7 protein-coding genes are annotated in these 18,626 nt (G+C 42.3%); all 7 read right to left on the reverse strand.

Annotated features, from left to right (window positions below):
* Window positions 1-8: 8 nt before the first annotated feature.
* On the reverse strand, window positions 9-8,282 hold the full coding sequence (locus K0S23_RS06110) for an RHS repeat-associated core domain-containing protein (RefSeq protein ID WP_300355543.1): 8,274 nt from the start codon (window positions 8,280-8,282) through the stop codon (window positions 9-11).
* Window positions 8,279-8,974 (reverse strand): hypothetical protein, encoded by a 696-nt coding sequence (locus K0S23_RS06115; RefSeq protein WP_300355544.1) that lies wholly within the window; start codon window positions 8,972-8,974, stop codon window positions 8,279-8,281. The genes K0S23_RS06110 and K0S23_RS06115 overlap by 4 nt, the downstream gene beginning before the upstream one ends.
* 6 nt (window positions 8,975-8,980) lie before the next feature.
* Window positions 8,981-15,853 carry a hypothetical protein gene (locus tag K0S23_RS06120; RefSeq protein ID WP_300355545.1) on the reverse strand — a complete coding sequence of 2,291 codons (6,873 nt, stop codon included), beginning with the start codon at window positions 15,851-15,853 and terminating at the stop codon, window positions 8,981-8,983.
* Entirely contained in the window at window positions 15,840-16,376 is a 537-nt protein-coding gene (locus K0S23_RS06125; protein WP_300355546.1) for a hypothetical protein, read from the reverse strand. Before K0S23_RS06125 ends, K0S23_RS06120 begins: the two co-directional genes overlap by 14 nt.
* A 2-nt stretch (window positions 16,377-16,378) precedes the next feature.
* Window positions 16,379-16,885, reverse strand: coding sequence for an OmpH family outer membrane protein (locus K0S23_RS06130; RefSeq protein WP_300355547.1), 507 nt, complete (start codon window positions 16,883-16,885; stop codon window positions 16,379-16,381).
* A 30-nt stretch (window positions 16,886-16,915) separates the two neighbouring features.
* Entirely contained in the window at window positions 16,916-18,103 is a 1,188-nt protein-coding gene (locus K0S23_RS06135) for a hypothetical protein (RefSeq protein WP_300355548.1), read from the reverse strand.
* 112 nt (window positions 18,104-18,215) lie between these two features.
* On the reverse strand, window positions 18,216-18,518 hold the full coding sequence (locus K0S23_RS06140; RefSeq protein ID WP_300355549.1) for a hypothetical protein: 303 nt from the start codon (window positions 18,516-18,518) through the stop codon (window positions 18,216-18,218).
* Window positions 18,519-18,626: the final 108 nt, after the last annotated feature.

Consider the following 18,626-nt stretch of genomic DNA (forward strand, 5'->3'; position numbering starts at 1 on the left):
TTTATATTTTAGCGAAATCCTAATGATTTAATCACTTCATTCATTCCATGAAGTTCCAATCTCCAATCAAAAAACTTTTTACTGGCAGACATTGTATTCAAATCTTCTCCTTTTTCAAAGGGTAACGGAAGCTTAGGAGCTAATGTATGTATTTTACCGTTAGCCCCGAGGTCTAGTGGTCCTAAAAGATAATTGAGAACTTCATATTCGATCACATAAGCTCTAATCGTGGATTGAGATTTACCTTCAACCCCATACCTTTTCATTGTCCTTGTTGATAGACCCGCAGCATTAAAAGTATAGGCCGTTTTACCAGAAACAAGGGATGCAAGGCTTGCTAGTCCACCTCCAAGTGAGTGGCCTACAAAAATTGTGTTTTTCGTATCCTTATAAATGTTTCCAATTCGCGCCGCCATCTCATACTGCTCTTCTGATCCACCACCTCCTTGCTTCACGTTTGTCAACCAGTCTTTTCCCTGATTAGTTCCAGCAAAAACGACTCCATAAAAATCGATATCATCAATAGTTCGTTTGTAAATCCCAACTCTTAATCCACTTTTACCTGCGATAATCTTCTGCAAATGATAACCACCAACAGTATTATTATCTTCTTCGCTTTCTTTTTGACTTAGTAGGGTTTCAACACCTTCAGTATAGTTGTTTTGAAGATATATATTTTCCTCTAACATTGCCGATTCTCGGAGAGTTGGTCCAACATATTCATCGCCTTGATCCCAGTAGATGCCAGACTTATCATTGTTTTGTAGCAGTTTATAATAAAAAACTTGATCTTCTAGCCCGCTTGCTTGAGAACGTGATAAAAATGTTTTTCCAACATTTTCAGGTATCATTAAACCATTTTCAGGTTCAAGCCCTTCTAATTCAACCGTATGAATTACTTGATTTCCAGAAAAAGCATATGGAGTCCAATATGGGTATTTACCTGCCAACGGATCAATCGCAAAGAAACGACCGATTCTCGGATCATGCATACGATACTCATAGTTCAATGAATTCCCCGCCCCTTTGATCTCATCATCTCGCTCTTGCCCCTGAAACCCATAGCGGTAGGTGTTGTCATTTCCATGTCTGCCGGCCAGTAATGTTCCGTATGGGCTGTAATCTGAGTAGGAAACAATATCTGCCGCATAGCGGGGAGAGGACTGGATCTTCAAACCATAGATGCTGCGGTTTACCTCGTAAAAGGCAAAGTCTATCAGCATCGGAACCGTCGGGTTCTGATCGGCACTGGTATGTTTCAGTACTCCGTTGTAATAATACTGGATGCTGTTATTGGACCGCGAGATCTTCAATACTCCGCCCGGGGCATAGGCACCGTGTGTTCCGTATGTTTGCCCGGAGACAAGCACCCCGTTTTCCAGTACGGTTAAACCGCTTGCGTGAGTATACCAGCCGTAATTGATGGTCGACGCCCCACTGCTTGCATTTATGTAGGACAAGCCAACATCAATGTATTGATTCGCAGCTGCATTTGCGCCACCCAAAGTCCATTCGAAAGAATCTCCCTGTGACAGGGTTTCAACGGAAGCTCCGCCGCTTGGTCCCCAGCCGGTGCCTGCGGTTGTTCGGGTAATTATTCCTGAACTCACCGTAACACCTGCCATGTCCTTATATAGAGGCTGAAGCTGGGAGTTTGTTTCGGAAGGGGGGGCTTTTACTTTCCGGTCGCTGATCACTTCCAATACGTTTCCAAGGTGGTTGGAAAGTTCATAACGCTTATCTCCAACAATTCGTCTAGTGTAATCCGGGGAAGAAACTCCTCTTGGCGGAGTCACCATATTCCATCCACGAGCAATTTCCACGTCGGTAGATTCTGATGTTGACTGAGTGTATTTCTCATCAAATAAGATCACATTTTCCAGTTCCGTTCCCAGCCTTTCAGCTCCATGGATGAAGTGGTCATTGATTTTATAATTGTCGGTATAATTGTTCACCGATCCGGAAGTATTTACATAGGTGCGTGTACGCCCGTAAGTCGCCATGACATTCCCACCTGCATCGTAACTGTAATAAGTCCACTTAATGATCGTATGCAGGGCGTTCATGTACTCCATTTTGGCAATTCTGCGGTCCATCGGATCGTAGATGTATTTCAGGTCATGTGAGCCGTCAGATAAAAAATCAATCTTTTTGACTTTCCCGGTCACCGTCCACTCAATCTTTCCTATTCCTTCCTGGGCATCTGAAATGAGCTGCCCGTTGATATTGTACTTATAGTTTACGTTAGTTTGACCATTTTCAATATCCTCCGAATGAGGGTCGCCTGTTACTGCATCCAAGACCCCTCCGAGACGGTTTCCATTAGTCGGATTCAGAACTGAACTTCCGGACTGTGTATAATACATGTATGTGAAATCGTCCATTGGAAGACTTGCGGCGCCTCCTAATCCTTCACCGTTGCGCTTGAGAGAGGAAAGGTTTCCATTCTTGTCAAAAGTGTAACTTTCCTGAAAAGCACTTGAAGAACCTCCTCCGGAACGGTACAAAGCAGCCCCAGTGAAATCATTGTTCGTCTGAAGGTTTGTGGCATGATATACCTTCATTTCACGGATGCGCTGCAACTGATCGTATTGATAATTGTTTGCCAGGATGTCGATCTTTGCCTCATTCAGATCCCGCAAGGCAGTCACCATGTGCGTAATATTTCCATTGTACAGGCTGGCCATTGACAAGCCGAAAGCATGGGAGTCCGTGTTCAGGTTTTGATCTGTAACGGCACTTGTTCCTGCAAAGTAATCGTTGGTATAGACCTGTGTACTTTCTGCAGCGTCTTTAATTGCCTGGTAATCCTTGTCAAAGTAACCCAAGGAGAAACCAACCGCATCTACTCCAAAGAATTGGTTATCCGCATTGGAATTTCCGTCCTTTCCAATATCTCGTGTACGATCCAGGGTTGAGCTATTTGCTCCTTTCAGCCAGCCTTGCAGGTTGTAGGCGTAATCGGTACCCTGCACCTGGTCATGACCCAATTCCCTTCTTGCAAGCGAACCATGCAGGTAGTAGAAGTATTTCGCGTCCAGTTCCCAGAAATCACCGTTATGAGAAGTGTAGGACCTTACCAGTCGGTTATTTGCATCATAGTGGTACCGGTGGCGGTACTCATCGCTAGCTCCTTTTTGGTACTGCACTTCTTCCACATTTCCGGAAATCAGGTCGTAAATATAATTGGTGCGCTTGTGTTGCATACCGATGGATGCCAGGTGATTATTGGTAGCAATCATGGTTTTCACATTTTTGTGCACATCATAGCTATATGATAGGACCGAGATCACCTCCGTTCCTGTGGATACTGTCACATTTCCATTTCCGTCGAGCACATTGATCCCGTTTGCGTCTACAATATAATCTGCTTGCCGGTGCATAACAGCTCCAATGGTATTTCGCAGGTTCTCCTGTCCGTCGGTGCCGAAGGCCGAAGCCAATGTAACGTCAGGGGATGCATTAGAAGGATAGAAGGCTGTTCCCGAAGGTGGATTATAACCAGTTTCGTAAAATGTATGCGTAAAATCCAGGATACGGGTTGTCGGGAAGTTCTGATTGGTTTCATCTGCCGCAATTGTCGCCAGGTTTTCGTTTGTCAACTTAACAAACTCACCTGCGTCGGTCACGCGTCCCAACTCATCGTATTTATTGAAGGTGGCCCGTCTTTTTGCCGATTGTTCGGCATTTTGTGAAAAGCGCACACGGTACAATTTATCCAGGAACAGATCAGATCTACCACCATCAGGAGTGTAACTACTTACTAGCGCATTGAGTCCATTGTACACATACCGGGTTTCCATGTCGTGGGCCGGGAAGGAAGGGGTATTACTTGGCAGTAAACAGTTATCGATCTGAGTCTGGTTGAAGGGGTGAACTCCCTGCGGAGGAACCGTTTGGGTTAAATTACCAGCCAGGTCATAATAATAGAGTGTATACTGATATTCCATCAGTTTATAAGTCATTCTGAAATCTTCGCGTGCATTCAGGCAGGATTTCATTTGTTCGTAGAACTGGCTCCACAAGTTTTCTATTACCTGGTTGTAGAGCACCTGTGCATCGGCAGTTGCCTGCTGGATTTGGGATTGGATACAATCCGTTTCCAATTGAGAAGCCATATCCGGGATCAGGTCATTGATTGTTTCAAAGGAACTTCCAAGGTCACCGGAAGGATCTCCGGCGCCGGCGCCGCATTTATAGTCAATAGGTTGTGAACATCCATACCCAGGAGCGTTATACATACAACGGGTATAGAGCGCGGAAATTACTCCATTCGGACTTGGATCAAGCGGTGCTGTTCCCGGAATAAGAGATACAGTCAGGTTCAGGCTGGAATTACTATTGCCGTAAAAAGGCGTCTCATTGTAATTTGAAACGTTGTGAGTATATGTGAAGGGATCTAGTTCCAATGCTCCGTCGATGTAATTCTCGCAGAAGTAAACTCCATTCGTGGGGTCTTTCAAAGGAATATCAAAATCTTTTGAAGAGTAGGTACAACTCCCATCTGTGATCTCAAATTGAAGGTAATGTTTCCTATATGGTCCATGCTGGTATGTGGGTGTACATTGAAATGCAAGCATTGAGTTATTGGAAATAACCACATTCGTATTCGGATAAATATATCTGACAGAACCGATCGTTCCGTTAGGCAAGGTAACATTTGTCAATGTTTTGACATACCACATCGGGATATTTTGTACAGGTACGTTCTGAACTCCGACAGTGGGACAGGTGGTACAGGTAATAACCGATTGAATCAGGGTGTTCAGATCCTGGTTCATTGCAGTGAAGTTTGTTGTTCCAGCGTTTCCGCCACCTGTGCCTGAAGAGGTAGGAGGATCAACTTCGAAAGGTAAATTCGAAGTTGTACTGTAACTGCATCCGGTCGTTGTCAATAAACTTTTAATCGCATCGTATTGAACTTCTCCTGGCGCATTCGTAATGGTGTTTGCCGGATCCGGATCATAGAACAGACCCAGGACATTCTCATTTACAGGACTTGGTGCTGTTGTAGCTTCACAAACCGATCGTGAATAATTGTAGAATAACTGGACCAGTCCGCCACTTGTTGAAGAGGAGGAATAAGCAGACTGCAAAGCAAGGGCAGCAGTCGAATTGTAAGGAGTGATTGTCGTAAAGCTGCTGATGCCAATTGCCGATAAACATGTTGGAGATAAAGAAGTCATCCAGATATTGACGTTGTCGATCGCTTTTTCGTGGCAGGTTTTTGTATTCAGTGTTCCATTGATAGCAGCATCTGCAATTGCATCTATTGACGCATAAGTCATTGGCGGGATCATGAAAATGGCATTCTGATCATCGTAGAACGTACAGCCAGCCAATTGTTTCACCAACTGCCATTTCACCTTTAAATACAAGCCTAAAAACAGCTGTTTCTTTAAATCGGTAATTTCATCCGTTGTCATCGGATCCCCTTCACACGCTGATAGAGATGCAATACGCGCTGCCATTGCAGTAACCACTGCGTAAAGATTCCCGCTGTTTACCAGGGGCCAATTGGTCGAACAATCGCTATATGCCGGCAGGTTATTCGCCGCACCAAAATTATTGATCTGGGAAGTCAGTGAAGCCAGCATTCCAAATGTATTGTTTGCGTGGTCATAAGCTGCATCATATGGCTGGTAAAATACACCGCTGGTAGGGGTCGTTGCCGGCCAGGGAGTACTCATAATAATTGCCGTAATATCCAGGCTGGCATTCTGAACATCGATCCATTTCTCACATCTGCCGTTCAAAAGCATACAATATTCTCTGTGTACCGGTAAGAGTGCTGTTGCCATTGCAGAAGTATAGATCAATGGATCTTGAAGTTGAGCAATGGTATAAGAAGTTCCATTGATGGTCACAGGACCAGCTCCTAAAGATGTCCAGAAAGAACTGGAATGATTTTCATACAGTACCCCACCGACTGAGATCTGGTGAATGAGCCTTTGGCGCTGTGCTTCGCAACCCTGTACTTCATCTACTGCGATTGGTTCTGTGTCCGAGTTATGGTTTTCAATACCACACTCATTGAGAACGCATGCATCGATCAAAGCTGTTTGCCCGGATTTTCCCAACCCAACCCAGGCTGCCTCACCATGTTGCTGGATGTAGTCCAAGCGAACAGAGTATGCACATAAGTCTTCACAATCTGTGAAACAGGCTGTTATATCTACCGTTGACAAATAACTTTGTAAAAAAGAATCAAAAGAACTGGTTCCCTGTGCGTCCAATTGTGCCTGGAAAGAAGCGATCATCGACTCTTCGTCGACAGTAAGCGTTTTTATAATGCGGTATTCACCAACTTCGGGTAGGGTTACCACATAAGCCGAACTTGTATAGGCAACCAGCTGACAAACCGAAGAAGGAGTGATCGATTCCTGGATAGGAGTTCCGATCGTTTGCCCGAATTGATCTTTTACTTCGATGCGTAATTTATAGGCACAATCCGGACAAAACTCACCAAGGGATAACTCGTGTCCTTCAATAACCAGTATTTGCGATGAAATATGCTGTGCGATGGTGGTCAATGAATAATTCAATGTAATGTTTGATCCCGGGATCGTATTCAGGTAGGTATGTTCCGAAATCATCGAATTTCCTATCTGCACATTATTGTCATTCAGTGGCGTCGTAATGATTTCTTCCGTATAATCCAGTTTGCGTAAAGCTTCCGGGGCATCACCTGCCAATGCAGTTGCGATGGTGTTTCCCCGCTTATCGTAATAGGTCACACTCAACTGATCATTTGCATCTTCCACCATATCTTTGCGGTAGCCCTGCGGGAAATCACTCACATTGTCACCGAATAAGCGTTTCAACTCAGCCACATTGGTACTTCCATACCAGGTCCGGGCAGCGTGAATTCCGTTTGCCTGGAACTCTTCACCGATCCCTCCGACACGTTCAATCCGTCCGGTTCCGTCGTTGCGGAAAATCGTCTGACTAAAGACATAACCATTCGCATTGGGAATGGCATCGCGGAACAGATCCCCGAAAAAATCATTGTTCTGACTGAAGTATTTTGCAGAACCTGAAGTATTCAATAAAGGAGGAATAACTGACTGTTCAATTTCCTCTTCATCAAAAACACTTCCGGAAGCCAGGTTAAAATTGTTTTTAAACAAGAGGTTACGCCCCGCAACCGGTGCAGGTATCACACTAACTGTCTGACGGCCTTCATTATCATACTTGGACTCACCAACCAGGGTAACGTTATCCGAAGTGTTATAAGTCAAATTCTGACGTCCGCGGTTGCTCCCATCGAAGTAGGTGAGTGTGCTCACACTTTTCCCATCATCTGCATAAGATATTCCATACAGCCAGGTCTTCGTTGAATCAAATTCGGATAGATTTGTAATCTCATATTTACAAATTGATAGCTGTACACTGGAAGTAAGATAACCCCATTTTCCGGTCCGGATATCATCTGAAATTCCATTCGTCTGATCGGCAAAAGTGCTTACTGGCCTTACGCGGAAATAGAGTTTTCCCTCCGGATATGTTTTATCCAGTTGGTAGCTGTTCCCCCATACACGTACGCGAGTCGGTTCTAATAATTCGAAGGGTAAGGAAAAACCCGTTAATTCATTTGGAGATGTCGGTTCAGCAAGAATGACCTGTGCATATTCCGGACTGTACTTATCGATAAAAACCCATTCCAGGTCATATTCTTCCGCACCCTGCAGGTAATTCCAATACAATTTATATTCTGCAGGGACAAAATTGATCCTGCTGATATCTTCCACAACTGCTGAGGTATTCAGATTATAAACACGTTCAGGTCTTAGTTCCATGATCAGATCAATATCTGACGGAATCGTATTACTTCCCTGCGGATTAGATACTGCGGTTGTTGCCCCTGCATTCAGATTGCCATAATTTCCTGTCACACTTGTGATCTTGATAGCATATCCGAGTGCGGAAGCAGGGAGAGGGATCTCAAGATAATCCTCGTATACCCTGCTACTTGCTTCATTACTGATTTGCAAATTGCCAGGAGTAGTGACTCCGTTTAGCAAATAAGTGAAATTAACCTGCATATTCCAATCGTAGTTATGAGAAACATCCGATTGCATATGTCGGGTATAACTCAGACGAACGAAGGCTCGCATTTTATTAAACGATCGCGTATCTTCCCCTGATATGCGCTGGGGTTCAAATAAATTATACTGGGTTACCAGTAAATCTTTTTTAGCTACCTTTCTTAGCCAGGTACCATCACCTGCGTAGGATAAAAAGACAAAGAAAGAACATAAGGTGAGGAGGATAGCTTTCATAAATCGGTGGAAATAGAATAGGATTTATACTTATTCCCGGGAAGAAATTTCCCGGATTGCTGGATATAATAATCTTTTTGGTCCAGGTCAATTTCTTTGGAATTGATCAGGAATTTGGTGTAGTCCAATAAAATATAATGTTGTTTTTGCTGACTTGATTCTACATATTCATAACTGATTTTTTCAATCGTGTGATTCGTTACATTTATAGAAACTATTAACTCTTTTAAATCATCTAAACTCGTGACCGAATAAGACCGGATCCCAGCTTCTTCGGAAATTAAAACAGGTTTGAAGTCTACTTTGGTTTGCTGTTTTTTCATCCAGGAAACGAACTCGTTCATATGTTTATCTCCCATGGAATTCAAGCGTGCGGCATGTTTGCTTTTGGAAACAACCATAATGGATTCATTTTCCTTGTCCACATATACACCATATTTTTCATTGGTGAAAATTTCCAGGTTATCAAAAAGGGAAACTGACATTTTCCCTTTTTTAGTAATCCCGGTATTTATCGAACTGACCAAATCACCTCCCTTTTTTGAATAAACTTTACAGACAACCTGAATTTTAACGGACTTCGCCGTATCCAAGACGGAAGAGACCGCTTTCAGATCATCGATCAAACTTTGAGCCTGTGATGAATATGAGAACAGGAATAAACCAGCTATAATCGTGCAAAACTGTTTCATAGACATTTATTTTTTTAATCTGCTTCTGCTTTCCGAAACACTGAAAATTCCTTTTTCCGTTTCCTGCTTCGTTAAAGTCAATGCACCCTGTTCGTTGTAATGATAAAAAGTCGCATAATTATCTACATTCAGAGTAGCTTTTAGCCAGAAAGTAATCGGATCGTAAACAAAGGTTTTCATTCCCCCGGTTTTCGGAGATAAGCGTACATCGTCTACATATAATGGCGTACTCCCGGTATTGAAGCGGATGGCAAAAATATTATTATCAAATACGCCATCATTGCCAATGTTAAATTCAATATCCACTTTTTGCCAGCCTTCGATTATTTTACCATAAGTATATTTCACGGTAGTAGTTGCCGAAGGTGCTGGCGGTAACACCCAGGCCAAAGTGCTTTGGTTAATCATAATAGGCTGCACCAAATTGGATGTCTGATAGGTTTTGACGTCCTGATTTGTACGGGATACCCACATGGAAAGAACATATGTTTTATTCTTTTCAAAACAGAATTTTTGCTGTTCAAACATCAGTGAGCCGTTTACCTTCATCATTTTCTTTCCTGAATGTGCTTTCATTCCGTCGGTGCCGCTTGCAGGAAAGGTTGTTGTCGCTACTACGGAACTTTCCACATTCGCAACAGAACGTTTTTTCAGCATGGTGATTTTCCCGTAATAGTAACTGTTGTTTGGAAGGAATTTATCCGCGTCACCAGGTTTACATACATAAGGTTTAAACGTACACTTCACTTCATAAGATCCCACAGCAACACTGCCCTGGAGCCTTCCGTTTAAGGAGAGTGATTGGTTTCCTTTTTTGTTCGCGGAAGCTTTGCTCACCAAAGTGATTCCAAAGGTATTCTCCAGCTTACTTGATTTGTTTTGATATGTCTCCAGTGTCGGAGTATTATTCCCCATATTGTAATTACTTGCATCAACCAAAGCTGCAAAGGCAGTGGCTTCATCCGGTGTTTTAAACTTAAAGGTGATCTCCACCACATCATTGTTAGCGGTATACAATGCATTTGAGAAATTCACTATTTCCGTAACAAGTAATTTCTTAGGAGCATTGACGGTATTGTTATAGAAATTCAAACCATTTTCTCTCAATGATTGTCCGAAAGGAACGCTAGCAGTTGAAAAGGTTTCAAAATCCATTACACCCAATTCATGCAAGGAGGCATTTCCACCAACTCCAATAGATAGAGAATTATCATATCCGTACAGAGCAGAAGAATAAATTCCCAAACGGTTTACATTTTCCGTTTCATAAGCTTCCGTATTGAAGCGGGTGATTTCATTGGTCCATTCCCAGTCTTTATAAGTATACGGGCCTCCAACACCATTTGTATAATCTTCGGGAAGCCCCAGGTTCCAGTCAAACATCGGAACTGCTTCGTCAAAGACGCCGTCATCGTACAATTTCGGATCTGTATCTGTTGCATTGTATGACAACAAAGCAGAAGATTTGCGTTTACCAACATAGGTATAGGATTTATAGGATCTCCAGATCCCGGCGTTTCCTGTTAAGTAAGGATTCACCTGATCATCTCCAATAAATGTTTCGCCATACATAATAATAGGGTTTCCTCTTTCATCGAGCATGGTATTTCCCAGACGGTCTTTCATTGGGAAATCTAAGGTTTGGTAGGTTCCGGGGATCTCATCTCTCCAGCTGTCCATGAATAGGCTGGCAGTTGCAGAAAGTACGTTTGCGTTTATTTTCTTCGCGGTATACGCAGTTCCATCTCCCAATGTCAATGAGATATTGCTTAAGCCATTGTTTTCAATACTTCCTTTCGTCAGGTAATTACCGGCCATCGTAGCATAATGGTTTCTTCTTCCGGAACGGATAACACGCAATGACGCATCTGTAAGACTCCCTGGGATAGATCCGAATGGAGCATGAATCATTCCCGATGCTTTTAAATCCCCATTGTAAGTCCAGCCCAGGAAATAACATTTCACACCATTCACAAGCAATTCATCTCCCCGAACCAACTCATTTGTGCGATCAACCGGAGTTGTGGCGTTAAATGTATAATAGCAATTGCCGGAAGCTAAATTTAAGGTTGTTTTGAAGCAGTAGTCAATGTTCCTGGAAGCATGCCCCATTAAATCGTACTGATAATACGCAGGAATACTATAACTGTAGAAATCATCTCCAAATTCATTTTTGGTTTTTACCAGGATCGGATTCCCGGAAATTTCATCGTATGCCATAATTTCAGATTCATTGCTGCTTTGCAAATCCCTTGAAATTGTTTTCTTTAAGATTCCGGCACGATGAATCACCTTATTAGTCACATAGGTTCTGAAAAGCTGTTTTGTGTTGCTATACGAAGGCCATACACTTGGTAAAGGGAAAGGGAGAGGAGCAACGTCGAGGTTAAATGCCGCACCGGCACTTACATGGAACGACTTGGATTCCCGCTGATCGGTAAACAGATCAACTTCCACGCCCAGTAATTTCGTGCTTGACGGGGTGTGTGAATTGTCATTCGGTATAACCGATACTTCGTTGTTCAGTTTCCAAACCTGTTCCCCCATATATGAAATGGGGTCGCATTGGTATTCATAACTTGTTTCGGTGATCGGACTGATATTTTTTACGTAATTATTAATCTCATAGGTCTTGATTCCTTTCGGTTTCCCATGCATGTCATTCAACTCAATTTTGAAGGCTTGAGTACCATGATAGTAATTGTATTTCAGGGAACCGATCAATGGAATCGGGATCAACAAATTATAACTATCCAGTGTACTGTTCTCTTCCTTCAGCTGACTTGCTTCCACCATCGTGGGGAATTCCTTTGCAGTGTAGAAATAGTGCTCCGTAATTCCACCGGTGCGGCCAACAGGAGGAGCCCCCCCAGGAGCTGCATTTTTTATTTGGTTATCTGTATTGATAGAAGAAACTGTTACTTTCCGATATCCGACATTTGCCCCCGGGAAAAGCGCTTCGTTGAAGGGAGCCTCTGTAAATAAATTATTCTTGCTGAAATAGTTTTGCTTTTCCGCATAAAAGTACGGGTATTTTAAGGCGTTCTCATCGCCACCGGCTTGTGGTTCATAAGCAGCTACACCGCTGGAAATCAGCTTTCCGTTTTCTTCGATCGTATATTCGTAACGCTGACCGTATGTCCGGTTATCCGCTGTTCCACCACCTGTAGAAGTTCCCCAGTCATCCGTAATGGAAATTTCCTTAACACGGTGCCCGCCTCCGAATTTAATTTTATCCGGGCTTGCCAAACGAATACAGGAAAGATTCAGATTGATATCACTGCAGAATTTCTTACCTGCGCAATAATTTTTAACACCACCCCAATTTATGAGCATTTCGGGCAGGATATTCATGAATGCCCCGATTTTGCCCATGAAATTACTTTCATTCACATCATCAGAAAAACCGGCCTGATCCTGGAACAATTCCGTGGCGCTTGTTTGAAGATAGGTCCACCCGGCAATAGCCATCGGGTGGTAAGTATATTTCTGAGAAGGTTTACGAATCTTGGAGGTTGATTTGACCGTAACATATCCGTAAGTGTAACAGGATATTCCGTCAACAGATGCAATATGTGAATTGTTCTCCAGGTCTACTTCAGCAACTCCGTATGTGCGTACGTCAAGGACTTTCGGACCATTTTCCATAGGCAGGTATCCGGACACATAGTCATGTACACCGGAGGTCAATTTCATTTTGGTCTTAAAATAGAGGTAACGCTCACCATTTTCCTGGTGAATAGGTTTGACATAATCATTAAAAACGATTGCGGCACACTCATCCAGGGTATTAGAAGTTGGGATAGGCTTCTCCAATTTAAAGTAAACCCGTTTTTTTTCCGGATCCGTTTCAAAATTTTCTTGCTTGTCTTCGTAAATGCGTCCCGGGTTATTCGTATTCCCTAAAGAAGCTATTTTGAACATCTGATTGGCGGTTTTATGCTGTACATACCCGTAATCGTCCGCCTCGTATTTGACATTGATCTCTCCTTTACTCGGTAAGATGATTTTGCTTAAACTCCAGGCAGAAGCAAGTCCGTCCTGGGTAGATTTTGTAATCTCCCTGGTGGCCTGATCTTCAACAGAATGCGTGTATGGCGGTTTCCAGGTGATTAAGTCATCCCAATGTTGGTTAAACTGATTTACATAAGGGAAGTTGTTTGCAAATTCATGATCAATCCTGGGTTTGTACATTCCCCAGGAATCGTAAGCACCCGTTTGAAAGTAGGGATTGGCATACGTTGTTCCGGCCGGACCGTCAGCAGCTGCTTGGTATTGGAAACTATAACTGTTATTTAAGCCCCTCGTCGAGCCATTGCTCATAAAAGAAAGTTTAGTGAGCATCAGTTTTCCATGACTATTGATTGTGTTTTTTGAATTAGGAATTCCCCTGCATAATTTATACTCATAATCAAAAACGATCTTTTGCAAGAAACGTGCGTTCTCTCCCAGGTCTTCGAATGATTTTTTATCATAGATAACAATAGCATCTAATTTCAAAGGAACTTGCTGGTCCGATAAATCCGTATCCGTTGTAGTTCCGATTTCCGCAGATGCTTCCACCATGTCTTCCCGTTCGCTCATCTTGAAGATAGCCACGTGAGTCTTGGTTTCCATCCGACCCATATACCACAATTCTTTTTCTCCGTAGCTGTAAGACGCTTTATCGTCTTCATCCGTATAAGACGCTCCCTGGCTAAAGAAGGCCTTGGAACGGTCATAAGGAGCTCTCCATTTGTAATTCGTTGCTTTGTTTACATAAGAGAATTTCACCCAATAACCCAAATCATCATTCGAAGGGCCGTTATTGGTAATATCTACATAATCCGCTCCCTGAACCGAAGTCAATAAATAGGAGTGTGCAAAGGGTGATTTTTTTACTTTTTTGATATACTGATGGCCTTTAGCATATTGCTTGTAATCCACTTCATTGTTTTTGAGATCGATATTTGTCAGATAGGTTCCGTTTTGGATCCCACCTTCTGTGGAAAATAAATTTTCAACTTCTGCATTGTTATAAGCCGGAAGTGCATACACATAGTGCGCTCCTTCTTCGTTCAAAACCTTGAACCCGGCATAATGAGAACCGATATTTACACCATTTCGCGTACTTCTGTTAAAGCTTACGGATGGCTGCTGTGTGAGGTCAAGTGAACTCCAGTTATAATGTTTAACCTGGTATTCTCCCAAATTGGTTACATCCGAATTTTTTAAATTGCTGATCGTGGTATTTCTTTTTGAGCGGGGCTTTCCTATAGTTTTTTTTCCAGTAGAAAAGGTCGGGAAATCTGCATCTTTCATGTGGCGTTTCCCACCATACATCGTTGTACCACTTCCCGAAGTTCCCTTTGGTGCAAACTTCAATTTCGGAAGAGATAGGTCAAACTGGTAATCGATATCTGAATTCTCCAGGATAGCGGGTTCACCGTGAGCTTTGTAATATACGTTTTCGTCTAAGGTGGTTGTGGTAGAGGATGAAGGATGTGAAGCTCCGAATTCATTGTTCAATTCGTTGTTCTCATCCCAGGCCCCCTGGGAAGTATATCCATAATTCAAATTTATCTGGATTCCTGCCTCAGCAACTCCACCGGCGCCAACTTCTACATTCAAACTACCGCCGTAAATATCGTTTCGCAATTTTGGATCGTGTACCCTTCCCACATCATTGCGGTGCGGACGGAAGTAACCGCTCAATCCCTGACCTGATGAAGCGTATGTATCATAGGTATAGTTTGAAACAGGAAGATAGGGAGCCGTAGCAGTTATTTGCCCGTCGCGCTCCCTGGAGAAGTCCTTTGAGTATTTTTCTCCCGATCCTGCACTTGTATTACCAAAATTATCGTAACCGAGAACCAGGTGCTTGCGCCCACTTTTGTTCTCATCATTCATGTCTTCCGTATTGAAAAAGACTGACCCCCCATAACCTGCATAGACATAAGTAGTTTGCACACCTCCGTATAATCCGAAAGAAGCATTCCATTTGTTCATTTTAAAGGCAAGAGACGGGGAAAAAGCACTTCGGGCAAAGGTCATAGAAGAACCTGCATGTGATTGTTTGTTTTTAAGTGTTATCCCAAATGTCGCAGCAACCAATCTCACCAACGCACTCGGTTTTTTTGTCCTGGTAAGGGAATAATCCATAGATAGTTTTCCATCAAACGTAAGTTTGAACTCATGATCCATCTGGTTGCGTTTGTAATTATCCTTAAAACCTAACTGAGTACTTACACCCACTCCATTGTCCGAATCCAAAGACAAACCTGTTCCACCTTGCACATCACCTATTCCCGCAGAGATACTCTTATCCATCGAAATTCCAAGTCCGCGATAATTGTTATAGTATATAGAAGTAGAATAACTTGACGAAGCTGTAAAATCCGCACCAACCAATTCAAGCTTGGTGTTGAATGAAGAACCGACTGTCATGTTTTGTTTCATATCGGATTTCACTTCCAGGTAATCCCCGGTGGCAGCAGCATTATCACCGGATTCCGTACTTTTGAATTCATCCGGTAAACCGCGCATATTGCGGACCAAACTTCCGGGATTGATATTCCAGCCCAATCCAACCCAGGATGCTTCATCATCAACGGAAGCCCCTGCGTGATAAGCCAGGTTAATCGGATAGCCACCGTTTGGACCGGGCAAGTTAAACAGGGGAATGTTGTAGTTGAAATCACCGCTGAAAACATCTACCATGTCTGTTGTTCCGATCGGTTCAAATGACTGAACCTCCGGTTGCGACGGACCCTCCGTAAGTGCCAGTGAAACCGTTGGCTGAACGATCTCGAAAAAGATACTCAGCATTAAAAGTGTGCAAAGACCTTTAAATCCTCTGGAGGATCTGATCCGGGTTAACAATCCTTTATTTTTTAACATAACAAGTGGTAAATAATTCTTTATCAAATTCTATTTTAATCAATCCTTCTCCGAATTGCTGATCCCTGTAAAGGAACACCGGGTTTTCCTTCGGATCCTCCAAGGCAGGAAACTGGAAGAATACATCGATGGAAGGTTTTAAACCGTAATTGCGCTCGTAATGATGGAAGACACAAGCGACTGCCTTACCGTCATACTCAACGGAAACGTCTTTGGCCAAATCAAATGAAAGGTAGCCTTCGCGTTCCAGAACTTCTGATTTGGAAGTGGTATTTGTTTCCAAAACAGGTTTTCTATCCAATCTGCTAATGCGCATTTGAATCGTAAACTGCGGATGGGGATCATCCGCTAAAGGCGGATTCAGTTTTGCTTCAAACAACAGGTCTCCTGCTTCATCGCTTTGGATATAGCCATTGTCCACATCATTGATATATGCTTCGAATTCCTCTCTGGATTCAAAATCCTTTTTGGAGGAAGAACAGGCAGCAACAAGGAAGAGTAAAACAGGAAGTAAGAAGCGCATGGTTATTTATCTATAAATTCCTGGAATTCTTTCGTCACATCATTTTTATCAGAAGCATACATGATGGTCCCGTCACCCATTGCGGCAAATAAATAAGTATACCCTTTCTTCTCTGCAAACAAGCGTGCTTTATCATTAATTTCTTTGCGGATCTGAGCAGTATATGTATCCTTCAGACGCATATTTTCCTGTTCGTAATTCTCCTGGAGTGTCAAAAAGCGTGTTTTCGTATCTTCAAATTTCTGAAGTTCCAAACCGGACGCATTCTTTGATTCGATCTTACCTGAAATTAAGGAAAGCTCCAACTGCAAAGAGTCTAACTCACTTTTGCGTGCGCTAAAGACTTTTTCCAAGTCAGTTTCCAACTTTTTCTTCAATGAACAGTCATTGTAAACTTTGTTGAACTCAAAATATGCGGTGTTATCACTTTTTCCAAAAAAGTAAAGACCGATCAGTACCAGATTGGTAATAATTAGCACTGAAAAACCGATGTAATTGATTTTTTTCAAAATTATTTGTTTTAGTTATTATATTATGAATTATCCGCCAATTCCTCCCGGGGCACCTTCCCCTTCAGGTGTACACGAATTATACTCATTGTAAAAACGGAGGACCATTTTCTCTTTTTTATCACTGATCACTTCAAGGATAAAGAAACCCTGACCAATACAGCCGTTTGTTGTAGTTAAGTCGAGTGTAAGGTAATTCTCTCCATAAATCACCTGAACCGCTGGAAAGCTGGTCTGTGTTTTCATTAGAAGTCCTTTTTGATCGTAAATATTGAACTTCATGTTGTTTTGAGTGTCGTAATTTTGATTGAATACAAAACGTAGTTTCCCGTTTTTCATCGTATAGTAATAACCATCCAATTCATGAAAAAGCGTTGCATAAACATCACCGGATGAATTACACTTAAGGGAGGTAGCGATATTTACCCCATCGTTAATAACCGTTGTAAAAGGAGTTAAGACAAGCTGGGTACTAAGGCTTGCTATATATGGACTAGTGGCACCCGATGCCAAAGCTGTGACAGTGTGATCTTTGTAAAAAAGCAGGTTTGAACCAAATTTGACCACCCGTATCTTGTCGGTATAAGTCACTCCAGTGAGTTTAAATGTACCGGAAGTACTTTTGTAATAAACTCCATCGCCTGTAGCAGGGTCGGAGCCTGCTTTCCGAAATTCCAGGTACCCATTTTGAGTAAGTGGGTTGAATGAAACTAAAGCCGCTGTATTTACCAATGACACATAAACACTGCGATTTGTTGCGTTCCCCGAATTAAAAAAAGGAGTTGCCAAAACCCAACAGTCGCCAATATCTGTATTAGAAGCACGGGCACCGGCGTAGGTGGAGGTTGGTGTGGTTACATTTTGAAGAACGGTTGAGCTAAGGGTTTGGATTGCCATTTCCTTTGTTTCGGACCATATTGCTTGATAACCGATGAAAAAAGAGAGAGTAGCGACCGAATGAATATTCACCGCCATTGTTGATGTGTTGTACCCATTGATAGTCCCTGATAATGTATAACTTCCTACAGGTAAATTGGATATGGGGAGAATCAATGATGTGGAACCTTGTATGACACTGCTTGTGAACGTTGAATAATAAGCACCATCCTTGTTAAGCACTAAAGTATATCCGCCGATAACTGTAGAAGCGGGAGGATTAATCAGCAGCAAATTAATATTCGCATCTCCCATGGAACCATAACAAGTTGTTTGATTCACTGAATTTAATAATATCGCGGCTGATGGACGAAGTTGGGCCCTACTTTTAAAGGCAAATGCCAAAAGTATGACCAATAGAAATAATCTTTTAATTAGATTCATAACACCGATGTTATTTGTAATACGTTTCATAGATCTTTTCCTCATCCCTGAAAAGTGTTAAGCGAAACATCAGGTCAGAATTATTGAATACCCCGCATTGAATTGAAAATTCATTTGTTGCGGAATCAAATTGAAGTTGACTGTTGGTAGTATGAAGATTTTGATCAAATCCGGATTGCATGGAAAAAACGGTAGATAATGAATCAGGATAAATTTGAACCAGTTCTATTTGAATATCAAGTGAATCGTTTATTTCGAGATAACCACTGATTGAATAGGAAATGGAATCGCTTGCTATTGAATCCTTTACCATTGGATTGAAAACAACAGATTGGGAATATATTACTCCATTAAAAAAAAATAATGTAAGACACGCAAGGAATAATTTAGGCATAAAGGTTTAAATTAAGTTGAGTTGTTA

The sequence above is a fragment of the Fluviicola sp. genome (genome assembly GCF_029266855.1).
Taxonomy (GTDB): domain Bacteria; phylum Bacteroidota; class Bacteroidia; order Flavobacteriales_D; family Crocinitomicaceae; genus Fluviicola.

Bases quoted from the DNA above. Each gene is read 5' to 3' on its own strand.
- K0S23_RS06110 (WP_300355543.1), bottom strand. From the start codon at position 8,282: ATGAAAGCTATCCTCCTCACCTTATGTTCTTTCTTTGTCTTTTTATCC.
- K0S23_RS06115 (WP_300355544.1), bottom strand. From the start codon at position 8,974: ATGAAACAGTTTTGCACGATTATAGCTGGTTTATTCCTGTTCTCATAT.
- K0S23_RS06120 (WP_300355545.1), bottom strand. From the start codon at position 15,853: ATGTTAAAAAATAAAGGATTGTTAACCCGGATCAGATCCTCCAGAGGA.
- K0S23_RS06125 (WP_300355546.1), bottom strand. From the start codon at position 16,376: ATGCGCTTCTTACTTCCTGTTTTACTCTTCCTTGTTGCTGCCTGTTCT.
- K0S23_RS06140 (WP_300355549.1), bottom strand. From the start codon at position 18,518: ATGGTAAAGGATTCAATAGCAAGCGATTCCATTTCCTATTCAATCAGT.